The sequence below is a fragment of the Marinomonas phaeophyticola genome (genome assembly GCF_026966905.1).
In the GTDB taxonomy this organism is placed as follows: Bacteria; Pseudomonadota; Gammaproteobacteria; order Pseudomonadales; family Marinomonadaceae; genus Marinomonas; species Marinomonas phaeophyticola.
Genome location: NZ_JAPUBN010000015.1, coordinates 277,965 through 297,980, shown reverse-complemented (window position 1 = coordinate 297,980; position 20,016 = coordinate 277,965). Strand labels below are relative to the sequence as shown.

At 40.0% G+C, this 20,016-nt stretch carries 16 protein-coding genes, 1 tRNA gene and 1 riboswitch; of the genes, 6 read left to right on the top strand and 11 right to left on the bottom strand.

Translation table 11 applies throughout. The features are described 5' to 3' along the window. Window positions 1–61 precede the first annotated feature (61 nt). The gene (gene serA, locus O1D97_RS10470; RefSeq protein WP_269125381.1) at window positions 62–1,291 is read right to left on the bottom strand and encodes a phosphoglycerate dehydrogenase; all 1,230 of its coding nucleotides are present in this window, start codon (window positions 1,289–1,291) and stop codon (window positions 62–64) included. Between the two features lie 218 nt (window positions 1,292–1,509). Here serA and O1D97_RS10465 point away from each other — a divergent pair, with 218 nt between their 5' ends. Further along, window positions 1,510–2,043 carry a hypothetical protein gene (locus O1D97_RS10465; protein ID WP_269125380.1) on the top strand — a complete coding sequence of 178 codons (534 nt, stop codon included), beginning with the start codon at window positions 1,510–1,512 and terminating at the stop codon, window positions 2,041–2,043. Between the two features lie 60 nt (window positions 2,044–2,103). Here the strand turns inward: O1D97_RS10465 and trmA are convergent, their stop codons facing one another. From trmA to tkt, 10 genes are all read right to left on the bottom strand, one after another. Continuing rightward, on the bottom strand, window positions 2,104–3,198 hold the full coding sequence (gene trmA / locus O1D97_RS10460; RefSeq protein WP_269125378.1) for a tRNA (uridine(54)-C5)-methyltransferase TrmA: 1,095 nt from the start codon (window positions 3,196–3,198) through the stop codon (window positions 2,104–2,106). A 71-nt stretch (window positions 3,199–3,269) separates the two neighbouring features. After that, window positions 3,270–4,262: a hypothetical protein gene (locus O1D97_RS10455; RefSeq protein WP_269125377.1), complete on the bottom strand. Its 993-nt coding sequence runs from the start codon at window positions 4,260–4,262 to the stop codon at window positions 3,270–3,272. Next, window positions 4,263–4,958, bottom strand: a complete 696-nt coding sequence (gene mtnN / locus O1D97_RS10450; RefSeq protein WP_269125375.1) for a 5'-methylthioadenosine/S-adenosylhomocysteine nucleosidase — start codon at window positions 4,956–4,958, stop codon at window positions 4,263–4,265. It lies immediately after the preceding gene. Between the two features lie 15 nt (window positions 4,959–4,973). Beyond that, window positions 4,974–7,556, bottom strand: coding sequence for a LuxQ periplasmic sensor domain-containing protein (locus tag O1D97_RS10445; RefSeq protein ID WP_269125373.1), 2,583 nt, complete (start codon window positions 7,554–7,556; stop codon window positions 4,974–4,976). A 14-nt stretch (window positions 7,557–7,570) separates the two neighbouring features. Then, window positions 7,571–8,482: a type 1 periplasmic-binding domain-containing protein gene (locus tag O1D97_RS10440; protein WP_269125371.1), complete on the bottom strand. Its 912-nt coding sequence runs from the start codon at window positions 8,480–8,482 to the stop codon at window positions 7,571–7,573. Between the two features lie 220 nt (window positions 8,483–8,702). Continuing rightward, window positions 8,703–8,787 (bottom strand) — tRNA-Leu (locus O1D97_RS10435). A 100-nt stretch (window positions 8,788–8,887) separates the two neighbouring features. Beyond that, window positions 8,888–9,955: a class II fructose-bisphosphate aldolase gene (fba, locus tag O1D97_RS10430; RefSeq protein WP_269125369.1), complete on the bottom strand. Its 1,068-nt coding sequence runs from the start codon at window positions 9,953–9,955 to the stop codon at window positions 8,888–8,890. 157 nt (window positions 9,956–10,112) lie between these two features. Beyond that, the gene (locus tag O1D97_RS10425) at window positions 10,113–11,276 is read right to left on the bottom strand and encodes a phosphoglycerate kinase (protein ID WP_269125367.1); all 1,164 of its coding nucleotides are present in this window, start codon (window positions 11,274–11,276) and stop codon (window positions 10,113–10,115) included. 36 nt (window positions 11,277–11,312) lie between these two features. Beyond that, window positions 11,313–12,332, bottom strand: a complete 1,020-nt coding sequence (locus O1D97_RS10420) for a type I glyceraldehyde-3-phosphate dehydrogenase (RefSeq protein WP_269125365.1) — start codon at window positions 12,330–12,332, stop codon at window positions 11,313–11,315. Between the two features lie 78 nt (window positions 12,333–12,410). Next, window positions 12,411–14,405, bottom strand: a complete 1,995-nt coding sequence (gene tkt / locus O1D97_RS10415) for a transketolase (protein WP_269125363.1) — start codon at window positions 14,403–14,405, stop codon at window positions 12,411–12,413. A gap of 191 nt (window positions 14,406–14,596) precedes the next feature. Next, window positions 14,597–14,672, top strand: a riboswitch (SAM riboswitch). A 77-nt stretch (window positions 14,673–14,749) separates the two neighbouring features. On the opposite strand from tkt, the gene metK reads away from it, so the two are divergent. The 5 genes from metK (at window position 14,750) to gshB (ending at window position 20,012) form a co-directional block, all read left to right on the top strand. Continuing rightward, complete coding sequence (metK, locus tag O1D97_RS10410; RefSeq protein ID WP_269125361.1) at window positions 14,750–15,913, top strand: methionine adenosyltransferase; 1,164 nt, start codon at window positions 14,750–14,752, stop codon at window positions 15,911–15,913. A 51-nt stretch (window positions 15,914–15,964) separates the two neighbouring features. Beyond that, window positions 15,965–16,699: a 16S rRNA (uracil(1498)-N(3))-methyltransferase gene (locus O1D97_RS10405; protein ID WP_269125359.1), complete on the top strand. Its 735-nt coding sequence runs from the start codon at window positions 15,965–15,967 to the stop codon at window positions 16,697–16,699. 145 nt (window positions 16,700–16,844) lie between these two features. Further along, window positions 16,845–18,320: a TolC family outer membrane protein gene (locus tag O1D97_RS10400; RefSeq protein ID WP_269125357.1), complete on the top strand. Its 1,476-nt coding sequence runs from the start codon at window positions 16,845–16,847 to the stop codon at window positions 18,318–18,320. 5 nt (window positions 18,321–18,325) lie between these two features. Next, a complete protein-coding gene (locus O1D97_RS10395; protein WP_269125356.1) occupies window positions 18,326–18,916 on the top strand; it encodes an OmpA family protein in 591 nt (196 codons plus the stop codon). Window positions 18,917–19,064: 148 nt separating this feature from the next. Further along, the gene (gshB, locus tag O1D97_RS10390) at window positions 19,065–20,012 is read left to right on the top strand and encodes a glutathione synthase (protein ID WP_269125355.1); all 948 of its coding nucleotides are present in this window, start codon (window positions 19,065–19,067) and stop codon (window positions 20,010–20,012) included. Window positions 20,013–20,016: the final 4 nt, after the last annotated feature.

Genomic DNA, 20,016 nt, shown 5'->3' with positions numbered 1-20,016 from the left:
ATCATAGAATAAAAAAGGCCAGCATAAGCTGACCTTTGATACATTGAAAAGCACGAATAAACTAGAACAAAACTCTTGCTTTAATCGTGCCTTCAACTTCTTTTACTTTCTCCAAAGCAAGCTCACTTGTATCATAGGCAACATCCATTACCATATAACCAAGAGTCTCAGTTGTACGTAAATATTGGCTTGCTATATTAATTCCATTTTCGGAAAAAATAGTATTGATACTAGATAAAATGCCTGGGCGGTTTTCATGGACATGCAATAGGCGATGAAAGCCATCTTGGGCAGGTAACGCCACTTCCGGAAAATTCACCGCAGCCGTTGTGGTACCGATATCAGAGTACTGAATCAATTTTTCAGCCACTTCAACACCGATATTTTCCTGCGCTTCCATAGTACTACCACCAACATGAGGCGTTAAAATAACATTATCTAACCCTCGCAAAGGTGAAATGAATTCTTCTGCATTACCTTTAGGCTCAACAGGAAATACATCAATAGCAGCACCACTTAAATTACCCGCCTTGAGTGATTCGGCTAATGCATCTAAATTAACAACCGTACCTCGAGAAGCATTGATAAAAATAGCGCCTTTTTTCATCGCCGCAATTTCTTTCACATCGATCATCATTTTTGTTGATGCCGTTTCAGGAACATGCAAACTAATAACATCACTTGTAGATAAAAGTTCCGTTAAACTTTTTACTTGGCTAGCATTACCTAAAGGAAGTTTAGTTACTATGTCATAAAAGCAGACTTCCATACCCAAAGATTCAGCAAGTACACTTAATTGAGTACCAATACTACCGTACCCAATAATCCCTAGACGTTTACCACGAGTTTCAAAAGAGCCGACGGCCGATTTCATCCAACCACCGCGATGGCAAATTGCATTTTTTTCAGGAATACCGCGCAGAAGCAAAATTAGTTGACCTATTACTAACTCAGCAACACTACGTGTATTAGAAAAAGGCGCATTAAATACAACTATGCCTCTTTCACTTGCTGCGTTTAAATTAACTTGGTTGGTGCCTATACAGAAGCAACCAACAGCCATTAATTTATTTGCATGGCTCAATACTTTTTCAGTCAGCTGAGTTCGAGATCGGATACCGATAAAGTGGGCTTCCGAAATTTTTTCGATTAACTCATCTTCAGCTAATGCCGTTTTAAAATATTCTATGTTGCTATAACCAGCTGCATTCAATGCATCAATTGCTGATTGATGAACACCTTCTAATAATAAAATTTTAATTTTATCTTTGTCTAATGAGGTATTTCTCATGGCTCGTTCGACTTCTCTACTTAGTGGGGGAAATAAGGAAGCCTATATTAACACACAACACCAGTAGCAATGCGCAAACATAAAAGAATGTCTTTCATTTTATTAATGAGTAACGTTCATATTAGCCACTTCGATGAATGTCTAAAAAATCAATAGCGTTTTTAGACATTCAAGCCTACAATGATAGGGTGTTTTTTAATCAATAGAGGTGTTTTGTTATGGAAGCAGGTTTATTAGCTGCAGCTGACAGGGCAAATTTAACTAGCTCTATAAAGCCCAGCACCACACCCATCCTAAGCAGTGGTAGTGAAAAGCAAAATGCCGCCGTTACGTCGCCCGATAGCGTTGAAGTAACTCTATCTGATGCTGGTCGACAATTATCCATTGAGTCCCAACAAAGAAACTCAATTCAAGCGGCACCTGAAAACCAACCAGCTGACAGTAGGTTGGTAAAATCAGAGGAACAGGCGAACACTCAGCCATCTTCAGTAGGAGAACAAAGCACTGTTTTATCGCCAACAGAAACAACCGAGCAACGCTTAAGCAGTACAGCGCCTCCGATATCTGACAATATTACAAGCAATACAGAAAATGTTGTACGGCCACAAGAGCAGAGCGCAGAAGTCAGGCCACACGAAGAGAACCATGTTGCCGTGGAGCCCGTTAAAAGCAATCAAAATGCAAGTGTCGTAACACAATATAATGTGGCGCCAGATTCTATTATTGGTCAATCCATTAGTATCCAAGCCTAACAACAAAGTTTATGTGTATACCGTAAGGGCAAATCAATCTACTGTATACACTTTCTTAGGCTATATCCGACTAAGGTACACACCACACTCTATATGATGTGTGTAAGGAAATTGATCGAAAACAGCGTATCTATCCACTTTGTGAGTACTCGATAACGCCAGTAAATTATTTTTCAAGGTTTCTGGATTGCATGAGATATACAGTATCTTATCTACTTTACGCACTAATTCAACCGTAGCCTCATCCAACCCCGCTCTGGGAGGATCGACCAATACCACATCAGGTGAGAGTGTTTCCATTCCAGCCTGTATCAATTGTTTTGGTAATTCCGTATCTCCATTTAATGCCGCCGATACGTCTTCACTTGCCATTTTAACCACGGCAACATTTTTCATACCATTAAGCGCTATATTTAACTCAGCAGACTGTACAGATACTTTTGAAATTTCCGTCGCAACCACTCGATTGAAACGACGCGCCAATGGAATAGAGAAATTGCCATTACCACAATACATCTCTAACAAATCACCGGAATCATTGCGAGTAACGTCCAATGACCACTCAAGCATTTTTTCACTTATGCCAACATTAGGTTGAGTGAAACTATTTTCTACCTGTTGATAATGAAATTTTTGACCATTTACTGTCAAGGTTTCCAATACAAAGTCCCTTGTCAGTACCATTTTCTTCTTACGACTCCGACCAACAAAATGGCATGCTGGAAAAGCATCGTATAACGCGGTAGAAGCAGACTCCCACTCATCATCAATAGGCTTATGATAAAGCAGGCTTATCAAGGCCTCTCCTGTTTGTGTGGTTAAGAAATCGACTTGAAATAACTTATACCGCAATACTGGAATATCTTTAATCGCAGCCAACAATTGAGGCATCAACTTATTAATCAGTTTTGAAGCGACGGGAAACTGATCGACCCTAATGGGTTGCCTAGGATCTTTTGAATCGAACATAGCATAGTACATTTCATCACCATCATGCCAAATGCGAAACTCTGCTCGCATACGATAATGAGAGTCCTGACTTTCAAAGACCTCAACTTCAGGCATAGGTAGCTCTTGAAATAACAACTCTAGCGTCGTAAGTTTTTCTGATAACTGTTGTGCATAAAGCTCAGGTTGAATGAGGTTCGGATTCATTTGGTTCGCTCAATGGAAATAAAAAATAAGAAAATGATTTGAGGGATTATACGGAATGCGTCTACACAAATCTAATAACGACTCTTAGAGCCTAAATAGTCTTCTCCAAGTAGAATTTCTAAAGACAGTGTCAATGTGAATTCTGGATCAAAATCATTATCGAGTTCGTGCGTAATCTGAGGCGTAACTTGACCAATCAACCAATTACCATAAAGTACTTTTTGATAATTAATAAAGTACAAGTACGTATCAAGATTAGGCGTAGGATCTCCAGATTGAAGAACACTAAATTGATAACGAATTTTGTTACGCTCATCAATAGAGTGATTTATAAAAATATTCTCTCTGTAATAGTAAGTTTCTTCTCGATTAAGCCAGGTAGAACCCGCAGAAAGACCAAAGACTAGATTATTAGTTAAAGGTCGAGTTAGCTCAGAATTAAAACTTGCGCCAAAACCTTGAGAATAATAAGAAAAAATAGATTCTCTCATACGTATAGACCATGACGAGTAAAAATGATCTTGAGTAAATCGAACTCTAACAAAAGGATCTAACGGAAAGTCGACTAATATGCCTGCATCAAAGTTGGCATTCCACTCTTTTTTTACATATCGAATAGCGGCCGAAAAAGTCTCACCAACAGCCGCTTTCTCAAAAGTTGAAGAGGTAGTTTCTTGAATTTTATTATTTTCTGTTAACTCATTCGCATCAGAATCAATTACTAATCTCAATCTATCTTTGGTGTTTGGTAAACGAATTCCCATATGAAGGCCAAGAAAAGGTGATGAGTTGCCCGTGTCGGTAAAAACAGCACCCATTTCTAGACTTACAAAACTTTGATTTGGTAATGACGAACTCTCTCCAGAAAAGAAAGCATCTAATCCATTCGACCATTTGCTCACAGTTTGAGACGCATTTTGATGGGATAACGCCCACCAATCTAGCCCATCAGCCTCACCTTTTTCTGCAGAAAAAGCAGAAGCAGAAAAAAATATTAAAGTAAATATAGGCACAAAAGCACGCAACAAGAACAAGGGTGCTTTTATGTCTATATTGAATATCATTTAGATTTCCTTCAACATGGAGCGAATCATTAATGATGAATTCTTAGCCGCGGTTTCAAGATAGGATTCAAAACTTTGAGAGGACTCTTTTCCAGCAATATCTGATAGCGCTCTAACAACAACAAAAGGAGTTTTAAACTTATAACATACCTGAGCAACAGCCGCCGCCTCCATTTCAACGGCCATTAAAGATGGAAAGATACCTCTAACAGTCTGAACCCGTTCAGGGTCACTCATAAAACTATCACCCGTCCCTATTAAACCTACTTTAGCGGTTACACCAGGAATCTCAGATATTGCAGCCATGGCAGAACGCATAAGCTCTGGACTAGCCTCATAAGCCTCAGGCATATTAGGAACTTGCCCCATAACATAGCCAAAAGCCGTTACATCAACATCATGATGAATGACCTTATCAGAAATAACAACATCCCCAACATTCAAGTCAATATCAAAACCGCCAGCAGAACCAATATTAATCACTTTTGTAGGGTTGAACTTCGCAAGCAACAGCGTGGTAGATACCGAGGCATTTACTTTGCCAATCCCAGACTTTAGTAAGACAACGCTTTGGCCTTCAAGTTGGCCAAAATGAAATTCACATCCAGCAATTGTCTCACTCGATATATCCATCATCCATTCTTTAATCAAAGCAACTTCTTCATCCATTGCACCAATAATCGCGACCAAACTCATTCACTCACCCTCTAGTTAATTAATACTCTTCTTATTACTTACAAATTCTATCATTTCTTTGATACGTGGAGCATCATACGGCAGAGTTATTAAAAAGAATTCCGTATTAATTGGTAGTTCTACGTTCTGGGTTAATATCATTCTTACATTAGGGTATTCTTGACGCATTGAAACAAATCGGTTTGACCCGCTATTATCCAAAGCAACAACCGCCTCAATATTGTAATTATTCAACAGCGCAGTATAAGAATCCGCATCATCTATAAAGTGAGGCACAATATCATGATCAGAAAACTCACTACGAATAATGGCCTTCGCTACTTTTGTTCCTCCCAAAAATAACCAGTTGCGTCCTTTCACCCTCATATCTTCTGGAATAATGGGCCTTAGCTGAAATAAAGAAATTAACAATTCTGCAAAGCTATAAGAAAACGGATAATACTCTAAAAATAAATCATCTTCATTCAACGCCTTATTTACACCAACCATTGCAATGGGCAGATCGTTGTGTCGGTCAAACATCATGGACATAGTATGGACTAAATTTTTATAATCACTGTCTGAACAGCTTGCACAGCCGACCAATACAGCGTCAATGCGCTTCAATTTTTCAGATTGTAAAAACAAATCATCAGGAGAACGCACATTTATGATTTCAACATTCAATTTAGAGAAAGCGGATTGTACTAATGATCCTCTTTCATAGCCGTTTTCAACCCAAATAACACATGAGTCATTAGGCAACTCAACCATATCTCTTTCGGTCAATATATAGGGCAAATGAATCGAAAAATTTTGATCATTCTCCATATCCAACCTTGCCCCTATTTTTTCTGACAACCTTTCAACCAGAGTATTAAATACAGGTCGAGAATGGCTAATCCCTGTGACAGATATAATCAGTTTTTGATTTTCAATCTTAAAGGCAATAACCTTTTCTTCTACTAATTCATTAGAGTGAATCATCATTACAACCGATGTCACTAAGGACCTAAACTCTCTAGGCCAAACATACGTTACACATGCAGAATCTATTTCGCAGTCAATAAGGATGTCGTCCCGTTTGTAGAAGTCGACGGGCACTCTATTCAATTCATCACACAACAATCGCCCAAGAGTGCAACGAATATCATTCACACCGTTTTTTACACCTTCTATCCCTCTAAAACCAAAAACCAGAGAGCTCAGCCACTCACCTACTGGAAAGTTATCTGAATTTTCATTCCTTCCTGCAAGGTAGTTTAATTCGGTTAGTAACTCCTCACACCCAAATTGTTTACCAGCCAATAAAGAAACGGATTGAACTTGAGACAATTGCCACTCTAACTGTGTTTCCTTAGTAACATCATTACCAATTAACGCCACGCCTCTAAATCCACTCTCGGCAATATAAGGATAAAGCGTCCAATGAATGATTTTATTAACATGTGAAAATCGCAAATTGAAGTTAGTGCCCACCTCCCCTTTTAACGCCTGCTGTATTGGTGAATGGCTAATGATTGGCATAAAGTCAAACAGAGTCCTAGCGCTATCGGCATCATTAAATAAATGCCTAGCTTCTTGATTCATTCTCAACACAGATGCTACTTCGTCACAAAAAATAACCACGATAGACTCGCTTTCCATCAAAAGTTGTAGCGCCCGTAATTGCTCTGCTTCACTTGCGCTTTTACCGTTGACTATTTTTTCTATGTCATCAAACTCTTGATAACGAGTGTTTTTAGTTGATGACAAATCATTAATTGAATCAATAATAGGAACAAATATAGAGGTACGAGATAAATGTAGGACAATAAAGTAACCCGCTAAAAAACTTAAAGCTAACAACAGTATTTTGTACCCTAATACATCGTCTAGAGAGAGAATATTAGGTTCCTGTAAAAACACACCTAACTCTAATGCAGAAGGCTGACCTGATAGCTCAATTTCTTCCGAATAGATTCGCAAGGGGTTGGCAGACAACAAACGAGAAGTTTTCACATCAAATATGATTGAACCCTGCTTTGTAGAAAGAGTCACACCATCAACATTCACACTGTCTAAAAGAGAATTAGCAAACACAAAGTTATTGTTTAAAGAAATAAAACCGTAAATATAACCTAGATTCTTACCCTCAATAGAAACCATACTTTTCTTAAATACTAAGAAATAACGCCCTTCCCCTGTAGAAAAAATTTGCCACTTACCAATTTTAGAGAAAGGGCTATAAAGAAGTACGGAATCGTTTAGGTATAAGTGTCCTCGTGGATCTTCAACTGAGGTTCCATCAGATTTTTTGAGGTATATAAAATCGATCACACCCAGTAAAAAAGCATCATGGCTAGAAAATAGAGCTTCTATCTCTTTACCTTTAGGTAAATTAGAACTGGAAAATAATTGAGCAATAGTAGTCAATTCAAATTCGGCCCTTTGAAGATAATCAAAAAATGTATTTTCAACTAGACCATACTTACTCTCTAACTGCACTAGTGTACTTTGTTTGGCTTGGTTTAATTCCCATAAAGTACAGAGCCCAGATAACGCGATAAAGACGATGATAAATAGAGTTCTTAAACGTCCTTTAAATCGTTGTTCTAAACTTTCTTTCTCTAAAAACATCAGAACACTCCATGTCAATAAATAGGTATCATCATAGTACGGCTATCTTGGATAGGGTTAATAATCAGATCCACTTTATATACGTTTGGGTACTGTTTACTCTCTAGATGGTGTTTAATCATTTCGGCAATGGCGATTTCTATTTTCTCAAAAGGGGGTTGAAATTCTAATAGAGCAGAACTAGACGCATCAGCCTCTGTTAAACTCCAACGATTAATAATAGAAGCGTGGACTCCTTGAGCATTCAGTGAATCAATAAATAAAGGAGCCAAAAAGTTATCGCATTGGAAAATAAAAACGTTTTCTTCTTTAGATAACAACCTATCCATAAGGTCCGTTTTGGAAACTTCCGATTCGTCAAAATAGATAATGTCCACTATATTTAAATCATTTTCACTAAACAAATCTAAGTAAGCATTACAAAACTGATGGTTTTTATAACCATTAGAAAATGCAATGGCTATAAGCTCTGATTTTGATAATGACACATCACTTATAAAGTCAATAAGAACGCTTTTTGATGCCATATAATCGACTCCTGTATAAAAAACAGAACCGTTATTTTCCCAACCTTTAACTGGAGTAGAGACATCATACAAAATCACTTTTGTTTGATTCCGCCTTAAAATAGATTCAACTATGGCTTTCTGTTGAAATCTCTCTAAAGTAGTAATTAAGAAATCAGGGGGAAAGCGCATAGCTTTTTGATAACGCTCAAACAGAGCATCATTATTGATATTTAAATTGTATTCAATAACATCCAACCGATAGTCAATTTTCAAGCTTTTCATACGCTTCTTAAAAGCACTTAATAGAGACTCTCGATTCTTATTTGCAGGTAAAATAACAGCGATATTAACGGTATTCAATTGAGAGAACTGAAGAGGTTCAGCTGAACGGTTTACGACACGATCAAACAAATCCATTAACGCAACTTGCCGCGGCCGCTCATTGAAATAAACGTCTCTACTTACAAATTCAAATCCATAAGAATTATTAACCATTATAAATAATGTCAGTAGAAAATAACGCAACATAGCCTCACTCACTCTAGGAAACAATCCATTTGGTGTAGTGTACTACTTAGAGGAAAAAGAACGAAAAAAAGCAAAAAAAAAGCTGACATAAAGTCAGCTTTTTTAAATATGGTGCGGAAGGAGAGACTCGAACTCTCACGCCGTGAAGCACTGGAACCTAAATCCAGCGTGTCTACCAATTCCACCACTCCCGCAAGGAATGACGAGCATTATAGGGCGGTATTTCCCAACGTCAACTGTTTTTTTATAAATTAATAAAAAAACCAGCTATTTTAAGAAAAACACTAATCATGCTTAAAAGTTACGACCATTATTGTACAAACCTTGCTCATAACGAACCGCCATTTCTTCTAGATCAATGGTATTAATCCTGGATGCCTGACCTGCCGATCCAAATGCTTCATAACGATCAATACAAACCGCCTTCATCGCACGAATACTTTCAGTCAAATATTTACGTGGATCGAAATTGCCCTTATGCTCTGAAAGACTACGACGAATAGCGCCCGTTGCAGCTAAACGTAAATCCGTATCAATATTTACTTTACGTACACCATAACGAATTGCCTTTACAATTTCTTCGACTGGTACACCATAAGTTTCTGGAATCTCACCACCAAACTCATTAATAATAGTCAGCCAATCCTGAGGAACAGAAGATGAGCCGTGTAAGACTATATGCGTATTTGGTAGCAACTCAACAATTTTAGCAATACGCTCGATATCAAGAATGTCTCCAGTAGGTGGTCGAGTAAACTTGTATGCCCCATGACTTGTGCCTATGGCTACAGCCAATGCATCAATGCCTGTCGCATTCACGAAATCTACCGCTTCTTGAGGATCTGTCAGCATTTGATCCATTGTCAAAATACCTTCAGCACCAACACCGTCTTCTTCACCAGCCTCACCTGTTTCTAGTGAACCCAGCACCCCCAACTCACCTTCGACTGAGACACCACAAGCGTGAGAAAACTCAACAGTACGACGAGTCACATCGACATTGTAATCATAGCTAGCAGGTGTTTTACCGTCGGCCATTAAAGAGCCATCCATCATAACTGACGAAAAGCCAAGCTGGATAGAACGCTGACATATAGCGGGAGAAGTACCGTGATCCTGATGCATAACAACAGGAATATGTGGGTAATCTTCAATCGCTGCTGCGATTAAGTGACGAAGAAAGTGAGAACCCGCATACTGACGAGCACCAGCTGAAGCCTGCATAATTACAGGAGAATTTACTTCATCTGCCGCTTCCATAATAGCTTTTACCTGCTCCATGTTATTCACATTAAAAGCGGGTAAACCATAACTGTGTTCTGCTGCGTGATCTAGCAACTGACGCATACTAATTAAAGGCATAAATGTTTCCTCTGAATGTATATCGTTACTGAGTAAAAATAACGAACTTCTATGGGTGTATGTAAACTCTCTAGTTGTTATCAAAGAATGAGGTATCAATTGCTACCTCATTATTCGTGGCTTTTTGCCTTATAATATTTTTATGTTCTTTATTAAACTAGTTTTTTGATCTTGTTTCTAGCATTGCAACGGCCGGTAAGACTTTTCCTTCCACAAACTCAAGAAAAGCACCACCGCCAGTAGAAATATAAGACACTTTATCTTGAATGCCATACTTATCAACCGCTGCCAATGTATCTCCGCCACCGGCAATAGAGAAACCAGAGCTGTTTGCAATAGCCATAGACAACGTTTTTGTTCCTTCGCCAAATTGATCAAACTCAAAAACACCTACAGGACCATTCCAAATAATGGTTTTCGATTCTGACAATAGAGCGGCTAGCTTTTGTGCTGTCACTGGCCCAATATCTAAAATCATATCGTCTTCAGCAACATTGTTGACATCTTTGATGGTTGCAACCGCCGTTGGCGAAAACTCTTTAGCAACGACAACATCAACAGGTAGAGGAATGGAAGTTTTTAACATTAACTCTTTTGCTTTAGGAATTAGATCTTCTTCGTAGAGTGACTTACCTACAGGGTAACCTGCGGCCGCTAGGAAGGTGTTCGCAATACCACCGCCCACAATCAATTGATCCACTTTATCAGACAGGGTTTCCAGTACGGTTAACTTTGTCGATACCTTAGATCCACCTACAATGGCCGCCATTGGCTTCTCCGGTGCCGCCAAAGCTTTCTCTAATGCTTCCAGCTCTGCGGCCAAAAGAGGGCCAGCACAAGCCACTGGAGCAAATTTTGCAACACCATGAGTAGATGCTTGTGCTCGATGGGCCGTACCAAAAGCATCCATTACGAAGACATCACATAATGCCGCCATTTTCTGGGCCAGAATATCGTCGTCTTTTTTCTCACCCACATTGAAACGAACATTTTCCACTAACACCAATTGTCCCGCTTCAACAGCTACACCTTCAAGCCAATCTTTTACCAAGGTTACAGGTTGATTTAATAGACCAGACAAATGGTCTGCAACAGGTTGCATAGAAAATTCCGTATCAAAAACGCCTTCTGTTGGACGCCCTAAATGAGACATGACGATCACTTTCGCACCCGCATCCAAAGCTAACTTTAGCGTAGGCAAAGCAGCACGAATTCGCGCATCACTAGACACTTTACCACTCTTAATTGGCACATTAAGATCTTCTCTGATCAGAACTCGCTTATTGGCTAAGTCCAAATCCACCATTTTTACTACGGTCATGTCATTTCCCCATTAAATAAAAACACATTTGAAACATTATTTTGAAATTTTACGTCCCCAATAATCAGCGACGTCTAACATTCTATTTGCATAGCCCCACTCGTTATCAAACCAGCAAAGCAACTTTACTAGTTTCCCGTCCACTACTTGTGTTTGTGTACCATCAATAATGACAGAGCGTGCATCGTGATTAAAGTCCACAGACGCATGAGGCTCTTTTGTAAAGCCTAAGATATTTTTATACTTCCCAAGTGATAATGACTCAAAGTACGTATTAATCTCTTCTTTAGTCACGACTTTTTCAGTTCGCACAACAAGATCTATAGCTGAGACATTGATCGTTGGAACCCTTAACGCATTACAGGCAATCTTCGCACCTAAATCAGGCAACAACCGATGAATACCTTTAGATAACCCAGTATCTACTGGAATAATGGAACTCATTGCAGACCGAGTCAGACGTAAATCATTTTTATGGTAAGCATCGATAATGGGCTGGTCGTTCATTGCGGAGTGAATCGTTTGTGTGGTTCCATGCTCAATACCCGCTAAATTCTGAATCGCTTCTAACACAGGAATGATGCAATTAGTTGTACAAGAGGCAGCTGAAACGATGGAGTGAGTAGAACGAATTTCAGATTCGTTAAACCCATAAACAATAGTGGCATCTACATCACTATCCGCAGGCTGTGATAGCAACATTCGCTTCACACCAGCATCAATATACACCTGAGCATGTTCACGAGAAGAAAAGCTACCTGAGCACTCCAGCAACATATCTATATTAAGTTGTTGCCAATTAATCGCGTCAGGTTCCGCTTCAGAAAAGTATTGAATTAAGTCATTCCCAACTCTTAACGATCTACCCTCACATGATACCGGCAATGGAAACCGGCCGTGAGTACTGTCATAACGAGTTAAATAACTTATTGTATCCAAATCAGACAATTCATTTATAGCAACAACTTGTATGTTTTCCCGGTAACCATTTTCATAAAGCGCCCGTAAAACAGAGCGACCTATTCGCCCATATCCATTTATAGCTACTCTTATCATTGATCTATAGCACCTTAAACAATATGTATTGCCTCAGTAAAAAAGGGCCATTATGGCCCCTTTTTTTGATCATTATATCTATAAAATACTGTCTACAGTGTTAACTACATTATCAACAGTAAAGCCAAAGTATTTCAATAGCTCACCACCTGGAGCAGATTCTCCAAAAGAAGTCATACCAACAACAGCACCGTCAAAACCAATATACTTATGCCAGAAATCTGCATGCGCTGCTTCTATAGCAACTCGCTTTGTTACTGATTTTGGTAAAACAGATTCCTTATAGTCAGCATCTTGTTGATCAAATGCATTCGTTGAAGGCATAGAAACAACACGAGCTTTCTTGCCTTGTTCAGCCAATGCTGCTGCCGATTCACGAGCTAGCTGAACTTCAGAGCCGGTAGCAATCAAGATCACATCCGGTATACCTTGACAGTCTTGCAGTACATAACCGCCTTTTTCAACATTCGCCAATTGCTCTGAGGTACGAGCTTGTGCTTTTAAACCTTGACGGCTGAAGATGAGGGAAGTCGGTGCATTCTGACGCTGAATCGCTACTTTCCACGCTACCGCCGTTTCAGCTGCATCACATGGGCGCCAAACAGACATATTAGGCGTCATACGTAAATTAGCAAGTTGCTCTACAGGTTGGTGAGTCGGTCCATCTTCACCTTGACCAATTGAGTCATGCGTATACACAAAGATATTCTGAATACCCATTAGTGCTGACATACGAACCGCATTACGAGCGTATTCCATAAACATCATGAAAGTGGCGCCATAATTAATGAAACCACCGTGTAGAGAGGCGCCATTCATAATGCCACTCATACCGAATTCACGCACACCATAATAAATATAGTTACCCGCAGCATCGTCTTGAATGCCTTTCGAACCGGACCAAAGTGTTAAATTTGAACCCGCAAGGTCAGCCGAACCGCCAAGTAGCTCAGGTAGCATAGCGCCATAGAAACCTATTGAATTTTGCGATGCTTTACGACTGGCAATGCCTTCCGCTTTATCTTGGCATTCTTGGATGAAAGCCTGAGCTTTTTCTTCAAAGTCAGCAGGTAACTCACCTTTCAACACTCGACGCTCATATTCAGCGGCCAACTCAGGAAAAGCCGATTGATAGGCCGCAAATTTATCATTCCATGCCGATTCATTCTCAGAGCCTTTGTTTTTAGCATCCCAACCCGCATAAACCGTTTCAGGAATTTCAAAAGGAGCGTGCTCCCAACCTAAGAATTCACGTGCCGCCGCAATTTCAGCGTCCCCAAGAGGTGCGCCGTGACAATCATGGCTGCCGGACTTATTCGGGGAGCCAAAACCAATAATGGTTTTACAACAAATCATCGATGGTTTATCTGTTACTGATTGAGCTTCTTTAATCGCCGCACGTATAGCTTCTGGATCATGCCCATCAACACCAGCAATAACATGCCACCCATAAGCTTCAAAGCGCTTAGGAGTATCATCCGTAAACCAACCTTCTACATGGCCATCGATAGAAATACCGTTATCGTCCCAAAATGCCACCAATTTACCAAGACCTAATGTCCCAGCCAATGAGCAAGCTTCATGAGAAATACCTTCCATCAAACAACCATCACCTAAAAAGCAATAAGTGAAGTGATCAACAATGTTATAGCCTGGACGATTAAATTGTGCTGCAAGGGTTTTTTCAGCAATGGCCATACCAACAGCATTACTCACACCCGCACCAAGAGGGCCTGTTGTGGTTTCTACACCAGGCGTATAACCATACTCTGGGTGACCCGGCGTTTTAGAATGCAGTTGGCGGAATTGCTTTAACTCTTCGATAGGTAAATCGTAACCTGAAAGATGCAATAAAGAATAAATTAACATTGACCCATGACCATTGGACAAAATAAAACGGTCACGATCCGCCCAACTAGGATTAGTTGGGTTATGTTTTAGAAAATCGTTCCAAAGGACTTCGGCAATATCAGCCATGCCCATAGGGGCTCCTGGGTGACCTGAGTTAGCTTTTTGTACCGCATCCATACTTAATGCGCGAATGGCATTAGCGAGTTCTTTACGAGATGACATCTATTTCGGCTCCTGATGGCGTTAGAATATACAACTATTCTCACCTCTATCGTCGCCCTATGCAACGCCCTAGCCCCCATATAATGCCCATATAGTAAAAAAAATAAAGGATCATTCATAAAACACAAACGGATCAAGCGTAATATACTTTAGAGATTGGTTGATTTTACTTTTATTCTGGTTCAGAATTAACCACTAACAGCGTCGATTTGTTTCGGCTTGCGGACGCTATATAAAATCAGCTAAACAGAAGCAGTATCGCCTGTTTAGTTATTATTCAAAGCTAAGCGGGTTTTTTTATGCCTGTTTAGCGCTTTATTCATTTATTGATCGAGGCACTAGACATGTCAGAATATTCATTATTTACCTCCGAGTCCGTTTCAGAAGGACATCCAGACAAAATCGCAGACCAAGTATCCGATGCGATCCTTGATGCTATCTTAACCGAAGACCCTGAAGCTCGCGTTGCTTGTGAAACGCTGGTAAAAACAGGAATGGTTTTAGTAGCAGGTGAAGTTCGTACTAACGCTTGGGTTGATATTGAAGAAATCACCCGTAACGTAGTACGTGAAATTGGTTATAACAGTTCCGATATGGGGTTCGACTGGGAATCGTGTGCGGTTATGAATGCTATAGGCAAGCAATCTGCAGACATCGCCGTTGGTGTTGATGAAGCTGGTGACCATGAACAAGGCGCGGGGGACCAAGGGTTAATGTTTGGTTTCGCCACCAATGAAACTGATGTATTAATGCCTGCACCTATTACTTATGCCCATCGCTTAGTTCAACGTCAAGCTGAAGTGCGTAAAAACGGCACTCTAGATTTCTTACGTCCTGACGCAAAAAGCCAAGTCACCTTTAGATATGATGAGAATGGCAAACCATGTGCGATTGACGCCGTGGTGTTATCGACACAACACAGTGCCGCCGTCAAACAAAGTGACCTTCGTGAAGCGGTCATGGAAGAAATTATTAAGCCTGTACTACCTGAAGAATGGCTTTCTAAAGAAACCAAATACTTCATCAACCCAACAGGTCAGTTCATTATTGGCGGTCCAGTTGGCGATTGCGGTCTAACAGGTCGTAAGATCATAGTAGACACATACGGTGGTATGGCTCGCCATGGAGGCGGAGCCTTCTCTGGTAAAGATCCATCTAAAGTTGACCGTTCTGCCGCCTACGCAGGTCGTTATGTGGCAAAAAATATCGTTGCAGCGGGTCTTGCGGACAAGTGTGAGATTCAAATTTCTTACGCTATTGGGGTGGCCGAGCCGACTTCCATCAGTATCAACACATTTGGTACGGGCAAAGTAAGTGATAACGTCATTCGTCAGCTCGTGCGTGAACACTTTGAATTGCGTCCAGCAGGATTAGTTAAGATGTTAGACTTAAAACGTCCAATTTACCTACCGACAGCGGCTTATGGCCACTTTGGCCGCACTGGTGATAACTTTACTTGGGAGAAAACAGACAAAGCCGACGCATTAAGAGCATCTGCTGGTTTATAAGTTCTCTATTTTCCGTTATAAAAGCCCTCTACATTGAGGGCTTTTATTTTTATGCGTATTCCTAGAGTTTATATCGATCTACCACTTTCCGAAAACACACTCCATTCTCTTCCTGAAGATACCTTTCATTATTTATGTAAAGTGTTACGCCTCAAGTCTGAACATCCGCTAATCGTTTTTGATGGCACTGGTGGTCAATACAATGCCATTCTCAAGAAAGTCGAAAAGCGACAAGCAGAAATCATCATAAATAATTTCATCGCATTAGATAACGAATCACCTTTAAAAGTTACTTTGGGACAAACCTTATCCCGCGGTGAACGGATGGATTACGCCATTCAAAAAGCCGTTGAAACAGGCGTTTTTGCAATACAACCTCTTTTCAGTGAACGATGCGAAGTCAAACTCAACGACAGCCGAATTGAAAAGCGCGTTCAACATTGGCAACAAGTAGCCATCAGTGCAGCTGAACAAAGTGGTCGAGGAATTATCCCTCAAATACACCATCCAATTACACTAAAAGAATGGGTAGAGAATTGTAAAGAAATGTTAAAACTCACATTACACCATCACACTGAACATAAGCTCACACAACTGAGCCAGCCTTCCAATAATACGGTTGCCGCACTTATTGGCCCTGAAGGCGGATTAACAGAAGAAGAAGTGAAGTTCTCAGAAGATCGAGGTTTTACAGCAATTTCATTGGGCCCAAGAGTATTAAGAACAGAAACGGCTCCGATAGTCATTTTATCCACATTAAATACCCTATGGGGAGATATTATCTAATTTCTTACACGTAAATGTCTCACAGTGTGATTTTTTTTATAAAATAAGTACAAAAAGCGTACATACATATTCAAAACAGACATTTACAATGTAAAGTATAGATGGACTTAATACTTATAAATAAAAGAGCATAGGTACTGATAATATGAAAAGCTTTTCAAAAACGGTTTTACTAACCTCTCTTCTATATAGTGCAGCAAGCTCTGCTATAACCTTAGAAGAAGCAACTTATATCGCCATGGAAAATGACCCCAGTGTCCGCCAAGCAATTTCAAAGTACAATGAAAACAAAAATTCAATAGACCTATCCCGGTCTGGATACAAGCCATCACTCGACTTAAACGCGGGAATAGGTCGTGAGACCACCTATAATGATGGTGCAGACGATACTAAACTGACTCGTCGTGAGCTATCTTTATCTTTCTCTCAACCTTTATTTAGAGGATTTCAAACTCAAAATGAAGTGAAGAGAACTAAGAATGAAACTGAAGCAAGTCGATGGGAAGCACTTATTGCGGTTGAAAATACATCACTACAAGTAGCTGAAGTTTATTCGAATGTTTTACGCTTTAGAGAACTTCTCAAACTGTCTGAACTAAATTTAAAAACGCACGAGCGTATTTACGAACAATTAAAATTAAAAAGTGATACCGGCGTTGGACGCCAGTCCGAACTGTCGCTTATTACCGCACGTCTTGCGAAAGCCCACTCAAACAGACTAGCCGCATTAAATAACCTAGTCGATGCAAAAAGCCAATATCTTCGTGTTGTAGGCCAACTACCAGATGAAAATATGATTCATCCTGTGCCAGACAGAGATTTGCTACCAACCACTCTTGAAATGGCAATAGAGCAAGCTCTTGAGAAAAATCCAGCGATTGAGGTAACTAACTGGGATGTACAAGCGACAGAGAATGCAAAAGCATCCACTACCGCAGCGAATTATCCTCAAGTAGACTTTGTTGTTGAACGTACTTGGGATAATAACATTGACGGTACAGATGGTCCGTCTGAAGATCTACTAGCAATGGTTCGCCTAAGCTATAACTTATATAGTGGTGGAGCAGATACACAAAGGCGCAAAATCGCTGAACAACAAATAATTCAAGCAAGCGAAGTACGAAAAAATACTATCAGGGACACAGAATTAACCGTTCGCTTAGCATGGGCTGCACACAAGGCCGTCGCCGCTCAGAAACGACATATTCAACAACATGTTATCGCAACAAAGCAATCTCAAAAAGCATATGAAAGCCAATTTAGATTAGGTCGACGAACACTTCTAGATGTTTTGGACAGCGAAAACGAGCTATTTGAAGCTCGCCAAGATTATGTCAACGCTGATTATGACGAGCAGTTCTCTGAATTTAGACTGTTTAACTCTAAAGGTGAATTGATGAGAGCTTTACGTATCTATAGGCCGGCGATTCTAGGGTTTGAAGATGAGATTGAAGACGAATCTAATGTAACGACCCCAAGAGAAAGCGCATTTGAGCAATTAAATGTAGCAGAGTCTGAATTACCTAATAATACAAGCAATAGCTCCTTTCAAAATGGTCGAAACAGCGAACCTACAGAAAGTGAGTTATTTATAGAATCAGAAGACGGTAGTGGTTGGTAATACTTATGAAAACGATAGGACTATTAATTTGTGCCTTAGTTATGTCATCACAAGCTATTGCACTCTCCGTCTATGGCGATCAAGTTAGTGCTGATGCGTTAAAGGACCAAGATCAGGATGGTGTTATAAACATCCGTGATGCTTGCCCTGACACACCAGTGAATGCAGCCGTAGACAATATTGGATGTCATGAGGATAGTACCAAGCTACTATCTATGGAGCTTAATATCCTCTTCGATACTGGCAAATATGATGTCAAACCCGTCTATTATAGTGAGGTAAAAAAGCTGGCTGATTTTCTTAATCAAAATGTGGGCAGTACTACCGTCATTGAAGGACATACGGATAGCATAGGTTCAGATGAGTACAATCAAAACTTATCACAAAATAGAGCCTCCTCCATTCTCAACGTCTTGATTAACAGCTTTAAAATTGATGCGTTTCGCGTCAAAGCGGTTGGTTTTGGTGAAAGCAAACCCATTGCATCAAATGCGACCAAAGAAGGTAGAGCTAGAAACCGTCGAGTTGTGGCTGAAGTATTCGCTCAATCCACTCAAAAAATTGAGCGCTGGGATATTTATAGTGTAGACAAGTAGACAAACACTAATTGTGAAAAAACAGCAACAATGGAATCATTGTTGCTGTTCCTCTCTTCTCTTACACCTCATATTTCTATAGCATAGCTTTCAACATATTTCATATTTTTGGCGTAACTTCAGCCTCTTTACCCTACAGGAATATTCAATGACAATTAAGCTTGGCATCGTTATGGACCCTATCGCGTCTATAAATTATAAAAAAGATACTTCACTTGCTATGCTATGGGCCGCAGCAGAAAAAGGCTGGGAGCTTTTTTATATAGAGCAAAAAGACCTTTTCCTAGACTCAGGAAAAGCATTTGCCATGATGAAAAGTCTTAAAGTGTTTCAAGAGCCTTACAAGTTCTATGAATTAGGTGAAGAGAAAAAGGCTTCACTTTCAGAGCTTAACGTGATTCTAATGCGCAAAGATCCTCCATTTGATGGAGAGTTTGTTTATAGTACTATGATTTTGGAACAGGCTGAACGAGAGGGAGTACTTGTAGTAAACAAACCCTCAAGCCTCAGGGATTGCAATGAGAAACTATTCGCAACCCAGTTCCCTGATTGCTGTCCTCCCGTACTGGTTACTCGTCGTGCAGATTTATTAAAGCAATTTCACAAAGAACATGGAGATGTCATTTTCAAACCACTAGATGGCATGGGCGGCACCTCAATATTTCGTTTACGTCAAGATGATCCAAATATCAGTGTTATCATTGAAACCTTGACACAATTGGGTAACGAACAAATCATGGCTCAGAAGTTTATTCCGGAAATCAAGCAGGGTGATAAGCGCATCCTTATAGTTGATGGCGTTCCGGTACCCTATGCTTTAGCTCGAATCCCTGCATCAGGCGAAACAAGAGGCAACCTCGCAGCAGGTGGTCGCGGAGAAGGCAGACCTCTATCAGATAGAGATTTATGGATTTGTAACCAAGTTATCCCTACATTAAAAGAAAAGGGGCTTCTTTTTGTAGGACTTGATGTAATCGGTGATTACCTCACTGAAATTAATGTAACTAGCCCAACTTGCGTTAGAGAGTTAAATACACAATATAACTTAAACATCGCAATGGATTTAATTCAAGCGATAGAGAAACGCTTAAACTAGAATC